This is a genomic window from bacterium (assembly GCA_040755795.1).
Classification (GTDB): domain Bacteria; phylum UBA9089; class CG2-30-40-21; order CG2-30-40-21; family SBAY01; genus JBFLXS01.
The window spans coordinates 1-8,930 of sequence record JBFLXS010000146.1; the positions used below are offsets into that span (position 1 = coordinate 1).

The window sequence follows — 8,930 nt, forward strand, 5'->3', positions numbered from 1 at the left end:
TTACACTCGATATTCAAGTTTTTTTAAGATTAAGTGGTTTATCCTTTTTTAACCGCAAAGAACGCAAAGAAATTAACCGCAAAGAACGCAAAGATTATAGGTTGTTCACCACCCTTTTAATTCCTTCCTTGAGTCTTAATACATTGAAATTTATAAGCAATTAACAATATTTGAAAGTTCGTTTTCGTTTATAGACCTGTTTTTCTTTCTTTGCGTCCTTTGCGAAACCTTCCTTTGCGCTCTTTGCGGTTAAATCTTTATACCTTTAAAAAACTTGAACATCGAGTTACACCACCTGAACGCTTACAAAAACAGTTAGTCGAAAGTAAGTATTAAAAGATTAATAAACAATGAAAGACCCGAAATGCACAAAAAAGGAAATTTCTGTCTCTGGTGAATAAATTTTAATTTTTTCTCTGCGTCTCTGCGGTGAACAGTTACATCCTTTCTTGTGCTCGTCTGTTGATATATTGAATTTCTCCTTCCTGTGTTCGCAAAGGTATTATAAATAACGAAACTATACTAATAAATCTCTGTCTTTTTATCCCCAAATTTGAGTAAAACATTAGGACTGGGATTTAACTTTTGAAATAGTCTTCTTCCAACTAACGCCCGACGTTCTTTATTTATCTTCACAAAAGGACTTCTACCCCAATCTCGAACGCAGGGAATAGAAAATTTCGCTTTCAATACTTTGCCCATCTCTGAAACCACCCCAAGAGAAAAATTTCTCCGGTAATAAAAAAAGTGAGCATTCAAATGCTCATGTTCTTCAGGTCTGTCCTCAGGATAAGGAGGTGAAGTTAAACCTTCTGAAATTAGGTAACTCATATCCACATATAAACTTTCACCACATCCTGTATCAAAGTCTGCAGTAATATTGATAGATTTTGACTTTGGTTCTAATGAGATTACTTGAATTTCTGCTGTAGGATAATTGTCATCTGGAGAAACTCTTGACCATGACGAAGAACTCTCTTCGATACTTAAGAATCTCTCTTTATCCTCAAAGATAAAAGGGAATTTTCCATTATGCTCTTCACAAATCTCTAATATCTTAGAGCGTTGAGGAAAATCATCTATATCTTCTGAAGATGCTACTACCTCTCCATCAATTACCGCTATCCATGCCGCCTTTAATTCCCTAAACTTACTTTCAATCCACCCTTTATTATCATTCCAAAGGTCAGATTGAAGTTTAAGTTTTTCTTTTTCATTAAGGGAAGAATACTCCTCCAATGACAGGTTTTTGCCTACAAACCTGCTTTCTTCATCATCTTCTTCACAAAGTCTATAAGGTATTCTTAATTCGCTACTTTCACAATATATAATATACTTCCAATGAGGTAGTTTCCCAAAGCAATAGGTTAGAATCTCTTTATCTGGAGAATACTTTTCCTTAATTAACCTCATTAACCACCATTTAGACATTGAATACTCCAAATTTTCCTTTCTTTTACGGTATGCTTTGGTTTTGTTGCCTTTCTCCATTTTTCAACACCCCTCTATAGAATGACTCTTTGTAGAGATCCATGTCGTACCCTTCCAGTAGTATAGTAGAATTGGATCGTCTTACATAAAATTGAGTTTCGTCGAGATAATACCATATCTTTCCCTTTGGCACCTGTATAAGACAAAGGTCAATATCTTTATATGTATATCTTTGCACTGTGACCATAGCCGAGACCTCTCTTCCAATATGTTCTCTGATAAGGTCAGTTAATTTACGAGAGAATACATCCCAAGCTTTAGAACCATATTCCCGGTTAATCCCGGATACAATGCGATTCTTGACCTGTGGAAGTTTTGATAAGGGATTGTTGGACTTTTCCAAAACATCTCTATATCTTTCCTTCTCAAGGACACCTACAAGAATTATTCCTCCCTTTGCATTCAAAAATCCTACAATAGACTTTAAAACTCCATTTATTGCAATCTCATTACTAAGTTCACCTTTGTAATTTTCATCCCGGCACCAGCGATCTATATCAAAACATAAAGAGCCCTTAACCTCAAACTCTCCGTTTTCTTCTTTGTTAAGGTAGTCTGTAATTTCAAATTTTTCACTAATCCCCAAAGATAAAGACGATATGCCTTCCTTTTCTATGTAATAAGGAGAAGTGACATTAGTAACAAAATAGGTATAGGCTCTAATATTAAATTCCTCTACCCCAGTTTTGCTAATTTCCTGGATGAAATCGTTTAACTTAAGATATTCTGAAAAGGAAATTTTTCCCTTTACCAGGAGCCAGGCAAATCCACTTCCCACATATATGGATGGTTCGGTAATCTCCATGATTTTTGTTAAAAGGATTTTTAGTTTATCTATAATCCTCTGTGTAGTTGCAGATGTAGGCCACTCTCCAATCATAGGAGGTGGAATTACTATGAAAAACTTAATTCCCTCAAAAGACTTTTTGTCAAGTATCCTAAGGATATTTTGTTCTTTCAGGCTTTTCATGGTTTCCTTTGAAAGATTCCCCTTATCCAAATTTTTGATAATATCCTCTGACAAATTAGATATATCTTGAGAGGAGGGAGAATCAATTTGGTCTTTTTCAGAAGACCACCATTTCCAATGGATAGGATTTTCCTTTACCACAAATGGAATTGCTTTGGTGCAATATAAATATTTTAATTCATTTTCCAATTCTCCTAGAAAATTTAAAGGGGATATTTTTTGAGGGAGCCATATTCGCACAAGTATATCATAGATGCCATAAATCTCATAGATACAATAAGAAGAAATCTGGTTTTCCTTTAAAAAGTCTCTGATTTGAGGAAAAATTTCGTCTCTTTTATACACAGGCAAAAACCCAAGCAGGATATATAGAAGATTTTCCTTAAATTTTTTATGGATATCATAATGCCACAAATGCCTAGGTTCTATTTTATTCCTTCTTATATTTCCCATATTTGCTCCTTATATTAGGGAAAACAAGATAGTAAAGAGATTATAATCTGGTTCACTCTTTACCTATATCCTCTTGAACGACTCTGAGAACCTCCTCCCCGGTTGTTACTACTCCTCTTTGCACCTTTTGAAAACCATCTTCTTGCATAGTTTTCATTCCTAATTTAATAGCAAGTTCTTTTATTTAAGAAGAAGAATGTTAAAATGCCAAATCCAACTACTATTGTTCCAACGATAGAGTTCAGCGGCGGCGGGGAGAATTGCTACTAAACTTTATAAGCAAGATTAACGCTTGATAAACCACAAAGTTTTAAAAAAACCACCTGACCCACCGTTCGTTGCAATGATTCGTTAAATCTCTTTTATCAATTGGTAAATGGCGGAGACGAGTTACAAATGAGATTGGCGCTCCTGATAACAGGATTATTTAGATTTTAAATAATCTTTGTCCTGACGCCCCAGTATGATAATCTCTTGACTGGTATTTGGACCCGTAATCATCGCTCCGCCAATTATATTTTATTTATTTTTATTTATTCTGTCAACAACTATTTTCTATTGAAAGGTAAATTTTATTTTTAGTCAAAACCTCTATATTTTTGATTAAATCCATTAGTCTTTCTTTTATCTGTAAACAGAGGTCAGAAGACAGAGGTTAGAAAACAGAAGTCAGAGGCCAGAAATTAGATTTTCTATTCTATGGCTTTCGGTTCCGAACCACGAATTCCGAACCCCGATTTTCATCCTCCTTGTGTCCTACATGGGCATGACCGTTTCTTCTGAAAATAATCCGCAGATTTCGCAGATTACACAGATTTTTAACCTGGTAGCTGGCTTTTAGCCTGCGTTCGTGCTTTCACAGGATATAAACTTGCGCCTCCCTTATTCCCCTCTTGAAAGGAGTTAGGGGTGTGTTTCCTTTCCATTTTCATCGTCATTTGTGCCCTCCAGAGTCATGAGCGTTTCTCCATAATTTATCCTCTACTGCTGATTCTGGAGGCGGCGATCGGATTTGAACCGATGCATAAAGGTTTTGCAGACCTCTGCCTTACCACTTGGCTACGCCGCCATCAAGTTGACAAGGAAACAACTTAATAAGGTAGTAACTTATTAACCTGTTCCTTTATCAGCCTTTTGTCTGATTTTTTCTTGTTCTTTAATCTCCTTCCAATGGGCAATAACCTCTACTGAATTATTGAACTTCATATCCCCAAATACATGTGGATGTCTGCGTGTAAGTTTTTCACAGATGCCGGTTAAAACATCCTGAATGTCAAACAGCCCTTTTTCTTTTGCCAATTGAGCCTGCATCACAATTTGCAACATCAAATCGCCCAGTTCTTCTTTTAATCCATCAGGTTCTTCATTCTCAATCGCTTCGAGCACTTCATAAGTTTCTTCAAGTAAATAAGGTTTAAGGGATTGAGAGGTTTGTTCTTTATCCCACGGACAACCGTTTTCACCACGTAATTTGGCAATTATCTCGACTAATTGTGTAAATTGCTCTTTCATTTTATTCGGTAAAACAATTATTTTTTATCAATGGGTCTAATTTCTTCAATTATACCATAGACAGAGACATAAAGTACTGCAATTCCAGCAATTGTAAAATAAATTTTATATTGAGCTATGTCAATTTCGGGTTTGCCAAAAAGTGAGAATGAAATTAAAACACATCCAAAGGGAATCATTACTCCATATAGAAATATAACAATCATATTTTGTAGAGCTGGTTTCCATATGCCATATTTAAGTCCTCGATAGAGAATTAGAAAAATTACCCCTATCCCTCCACACAAAATTCCCCCTGTCATTTCATTCATGATATATTCTCTCTCTTTCTTCTCTAAGTTGGTTGTTTCTTGCTGCACCTGCAATAGCACCAAATAATGCGCCCAATACAGCACCAATTCCCCCCCCTAGAGACCCTCCTAAAAAAGCTCCTCCCAATGCCGCTCCTATGACACGGTCGGTTTCCTCTTTCATTGACTCAAATGACCTTTGTTGTGCATATCTTCCATTACTCATTTTTTACCTTCTTCCTTTTTACTACTTCCTAACAAAGTCAAATTCTTAGTAATCTTTGCCTCTTTTTTCAATCCTTCTATCCATGTCTGAAACATCAATCGTGTTTTTGTCTCATCTTTTCGCATCATCATCCGTTTAATATCTTGTTTAATCTCATCAAATCCTTTTCCTGGGAACGCTTGAGATAATTGTGTTTGGTGAGTTTCGTAAAATTCTTTTGCCTCGTCATCGCTTATATTGATTTTATCAAAGACCTTAACCTTAATTAACTCCTCAATCAGCATTTGATTTTTAAGCAGAGTTAATCGTTCTTGAACTTCCTTTTTGCGAGGCAATCCTTCTTTTATTGCCTCTTGAATCATCAACTTTTCTGTAATCATCTGGTCTAAAAGTTTCTCCTTCATCGCTGGTGTAGTAAGCATAACTTGATAGGCAGGAGGAAGATTACGAAATTGGTCTTCAAACTCTTTAAGTGTAATTTTTTCTCCTCTCACCGTAGCTAAAGTTGTGGAATTAGTCCCACAACCTGTTGCAAGAAAACTCATACAAATCAACACAATAAAATATTTGGACATTTTTTTTACCTCCTGGTGATAAATTGTATCATATTAGTTATAAAAAAGCAAGTAATTTTTTTATTTCAAAACCTTTTCCTTTAAATTAATCGCTTCATATATCTCTATTGGTTCTTCTAATCCTTTAATCATAATAGGTTCTAATTTAAGGACATTTACTAAATTTGCTATTTTAAGATAAGTATTTTTATCAAGTAATATTTGATCTTTTTGGGCTAAATTTTGAAGTCGAGCGGCTAAATTTACCCGCATTCCAATCGCCGTATATTCCATTCGTCTCTCAGAACCAATATTGCCTACAACTACCTCACCAGAAGTAATGCCTGCCCCAATATGAATAGATTCTTTTCGATTCTTATTAAATTCATTTAACATCTTTTTCATTTCTATCGCCGTCTTAACAGCTCGGAAAGCGTCATCTTCATGTTTAATTGGTGCACCATAAATAGCCATCAGCCCATCGCCCATAAACTTATCTACTGTTCCTTCATATTTAAAAACTACCTCAACCATCATCGTAAAAAACTCATTTAATAAATGCACTATTTTTTCTGCCGATAACTTTTCTGAGACCTGAGTAAAACCACGAATATCAACAAAGAGTGTCGTAACCTCTCTATGCTCACCACCTAACCGCACACCTTCTATATTCTGTAAGATAGTATCTGCTACCTCTTTAGTTACATATCGTTCAAAGGTATGTTTCATCAATTGTTTTTCCTTTAAACTTCTTGCCATACAATTAAAACTAAAAGTTAACTCACCCAGCTCATCTTTACTTTTAATAGGCATGATAATATCAAAATTCTCGTTACTAATTTCTTGTGCCCCTTTTGCTAATGTCGTGATTGGTTTAATAATAAATTTAACCAGGAAAATAGTGCTAATTATTCCAATTAAAAGAACAATTAATGTCATTAAAATAATCCTATTTCGGGTTGTAAGTAATATCTTATTAATCCCCTCTTTTGAAAAGCCAAGATAAACTGTGCCTATCTTTATATCTTTTTGATAAATAGGGGTGCTTACATGAAATAAGTGGTTATGGACTAAATTCTTATCCTTCTCATACAGCGTATCTATCTTCATCATATCCTGATGTCCCTTAATTTTATCCTTTGCATCTGTCACCACTATGTATAAAATATCCTTATCTTCTTCTATAGTGCGTTTAATTAAAGGAGAAAGGAAAAATTCAGGCTCTGGTTGGAGGAGTAATTTTTGGCTACTTTGGGCAATGAGTTTCAGTTGTGTCAAGATGCGTTTTTGTGTTTCGTCGGTAAGTGCCTTTTTCTGATAGTCTAAGACAAACTTACCGATTAAAAGATAAATTCCGACAATGAGTAGACTAACGGCGAGGGTAAATTTAAGTTGTATTGATGTTTTTTTCTTAAATTTTGCTTCCATTTTTTAACTATTCACGCTTCACTGACTTCTTCTCTATTTTGTTTGCATTAAGCGATTGATGGCATTAAGATATGCTTTAGCCGAAGCAACAATAATATCTGTATCTGCCCCACGACCGACGAATATCCTTCCCTCTTTTTCAATACGAATAGTTACTTCACCCATCGCATCCATTCCACCTGTAACTGATTGGACTGCGAATTCAACTAATTTGCAATTGGGATTGACTATTTTATCAATGGCTTCGTAACTCGCATCTACCGGCCCTGAGCCAGCTGATTCTGTTTCTAATATTTGCCCTTTTGAAGTAATCAATTTTATCTTAGCCGTTGGTGTAATTTTATTTCCACACCACACCTCTAAAGAATCAAGTGAATAGGATTCTTCGACTATTGAAATTTCATCATTAATGATTGCCTCAATATCACTATCTGTAATTTCTTTCTTTTTATCCGCCGTCTTTTTGAATACTTCAAATGCCTTTTCAAATTCATTCTCACTAATCTCATAACCTAATTCTTCTAATCTATGTTTAAAGGCATGTCTTCCAGAAAGTTTTCCTAAGACAATTTTACTTGATGGAAGTCCAATACTTTGCGGGGTCATAATTTCATAAGTTGTTCGCTCTTTGAGGAAACCATCCTGGTGGATTCCGGATTCATGAGCAAAGGCATTTGCTCCAACGATAGCCTTATTGGGCTGAACTGGTATTCCTGTGTAGTGACTCACCATTTTAGATGTTTTATAGATTTGGGTCGTATCCACATTGGTTTTAAGCCTAAAGAAGTCGGGTCTGGTTTTAATTCCCATCACGATTTCTTCTAAAGAGGCATTACCAGCCCGTTCACCAATGCCATTTATGGTGCATTCAATCTGTCGGACACCCGCACGAATTGCGGCTAATGAATTAGCGGTAGATAATCCTAAATCATTATGACAATGAACACTTAAAATCGCTTTAGAAATATTTGGGACATTGGCGATGATATTTTTGATGAGATTGCCAAATTCTTCGGGAATAGTATAACCAACAGTATCCGGGATATTGATTGTTGTTGCCCCTGCAGAAATAGCCGCCTCAATCATCTCGTATAAATATTCTACATCAGCCCTTGTCGCATCCATTGGTGAAAATTCAACATCATCGGTATAACTTTTAGCCAGGGCAACCATTTCTTTCGCAATTTCGATTACCTCAGCCGGGGATTTGTGAAGTTGGTGTTCTATTTGTATGTTAGAGGCAGAGATAAAGGTGTGTATCCTGGGTTTTTTAGCGCCAGAGATTGCTTCCCATGCCCTATCTATATCTCCTTTTCGGGCACGAGCTAAGGCACAGATAGTTGGTCCTTCAATTGTTTGAGCAATTAGCCGAACGGACTCAAAGTCACCAGGGGATGAAATTGGAAAACCAGCCTCAATAATATCTACCTGCAACCTGGCTAATTGTTTGGCAATCTCAAGTTTTTCTTTTATCTCCAGACTTGCTCCTGGCGATTGTTCACCATCTCGTAATGTCGTATCAAATATGTATATCTTCTCCATTTTATTCTCCTGAAAATAGGAAGTAGAGAGTAGAGAGTAGAAAGTAAAGAAAACATCACTCCCCACGCTTATCTCCTCATCTCCCACCTTCTATCTCCTACCCACTATTTTCATCCTCCTCGTATAATATATATTGTTGGTCATTTTGAATGCCACAATCTTAATTCCTTATTAAAGCCCCCAAGATTGGGGGTTGGGGGTTGAAAATAAAATTAAAAAATTAATTATTAGTAGTGGTAGTGATGTGGAGAGTGTGGGTAACTCCAAAGGACTTATCCAAGCAATTGTGGATAACTCAAAGAGTTATCCAAGCGATTGTGGGTAAGTTGTGGACAGATCTGCTGTCCATCAACTTATCCACATGAGCGTCAATTGCGTCACTATCCACATCTTTCCACTTGACTTTTTAGGATGTCCCTGTCATAATATCCAGTAATACTGGTCAGGGAAGGACTTATCCTCCT

General features: G+C 36.0%; 8 protein-coding genes and 1 tRNA gene. All 9 read right to left on the minus strand.

The window, feature by feature from the left end; genetic code table 11:
- Positions 1 to 522: 522 nt before the first annotated feature.
- The 9 genes from AB1414_10490 to AB1414_10530 all read right to left on the minus strand — a co-directional run bounded on the left by AB1414_10490 (position 523) and on the right by AB1414_10530 (position 8,466).
- On the minus strand, positions 523 to 1,491 hold the full coding sequence (locus AB1414_10490; GenBank protein MEW6607859.1) for a hypothetical protein: 969 nt from the start codon (positions 1,489 to 1,491) through the stop codon (positions 523 to 525).
- Complete coding sequence (locus AB1414_10495) at positions 1,457 to 2,914, minus strand: ATP-binding protein (GenBank protein MEW6607860.1); 1,458 nt, start codon at positions 2,912 to 2,914, stop codon at positions 1,457 to 1,459. Before AB1414_10495 ends, AB1414_10490 begins: the two co-directional genes overlap by 35 nt.
- A 994-nt stretch (positions 2,915 to 3,908) precedes the next feature.
- A tRNA-Cys gene (locus AB1414_10500) sits at positions 3,909 to 3,983 on the minus strand.
- A gap of 41 nt (positions 3,984 to 4,024) precedes the next feature.
- A complete protein-coding gene (locus tag AB1414_10505; GenBank protein ID MEW6607861.1) occupies positions 4,025 to 4,426 on the minus strand; it encodes a MazG family protein in 402 nt (133 codons plus the stop codon).
- Positions 4,427 to 4,443: 17 nt separating this feature from the next.
- On the minus strand, positions 4,444 to 4,737 hold the full coding sequence (locus AB1414_10510) for a hypothetical protein (protein ID MEW6607862.1): 294 nt from the start codon (positions 4,735 to 4,737) through the stop codon (positions 4,444 to 4,446).
- Complete coding sequence (locus AB1414_10515) at positions 4,730 to 4,942, minus strand: hypothetical protein (protein ID MEW6607863.1); 213 nt, start codon at positions 4,940 to 4,942, stop codon at positions 4,730 to 4,732. Before AB1414_10515 ends, AB1414_10510 begins: the two co-directional genes overlap by 8 nt.
- Entirely contained in the window at positions 4,939 to 5,517 is a 579-nt protein-coding gene (locus tag AB1414_10520; protein ID MEW6607864.1) for a SurA N-terminal domain-containing protein, read from the minus strand. The genes AB1414_10515 and AB1414_10520 overlap by 4 nt, the downstream gene beginning before the upstream one ends.
- Positions 5,518 to 5,577: 60 nt before the next feature.
- Positions 5,578 to 6,924 carry an adenylate/guanylate cyclase domain-containing protein gene (locus AB1414_10525; protein ID MEW6607865.1) on the minus strand — a complete coding sequence of 449 codons (1,347 nt, stop codon included), beginning with the start codon at positions 6,922 to 6,924 and terminating at the stop codon, positions 5,578 to 5,580.
- A gap of 33 nt (positions 6,925 to 6,957) precedes the next feature.
- Positions 6,958 to 8,466: a 2-isopropylmalate synthase gene (locus AB1414_10530; GenBank protein MEW6607866.1), complete on the minus strand. Its 1,509-nt coding sequence runs from the start codon at positions 8,464 to 8,466 to the stop codon at positions 6,958 to 6,960.
- Positions 8,467 to 8,930: the final 464 nt, after the last annotated feature.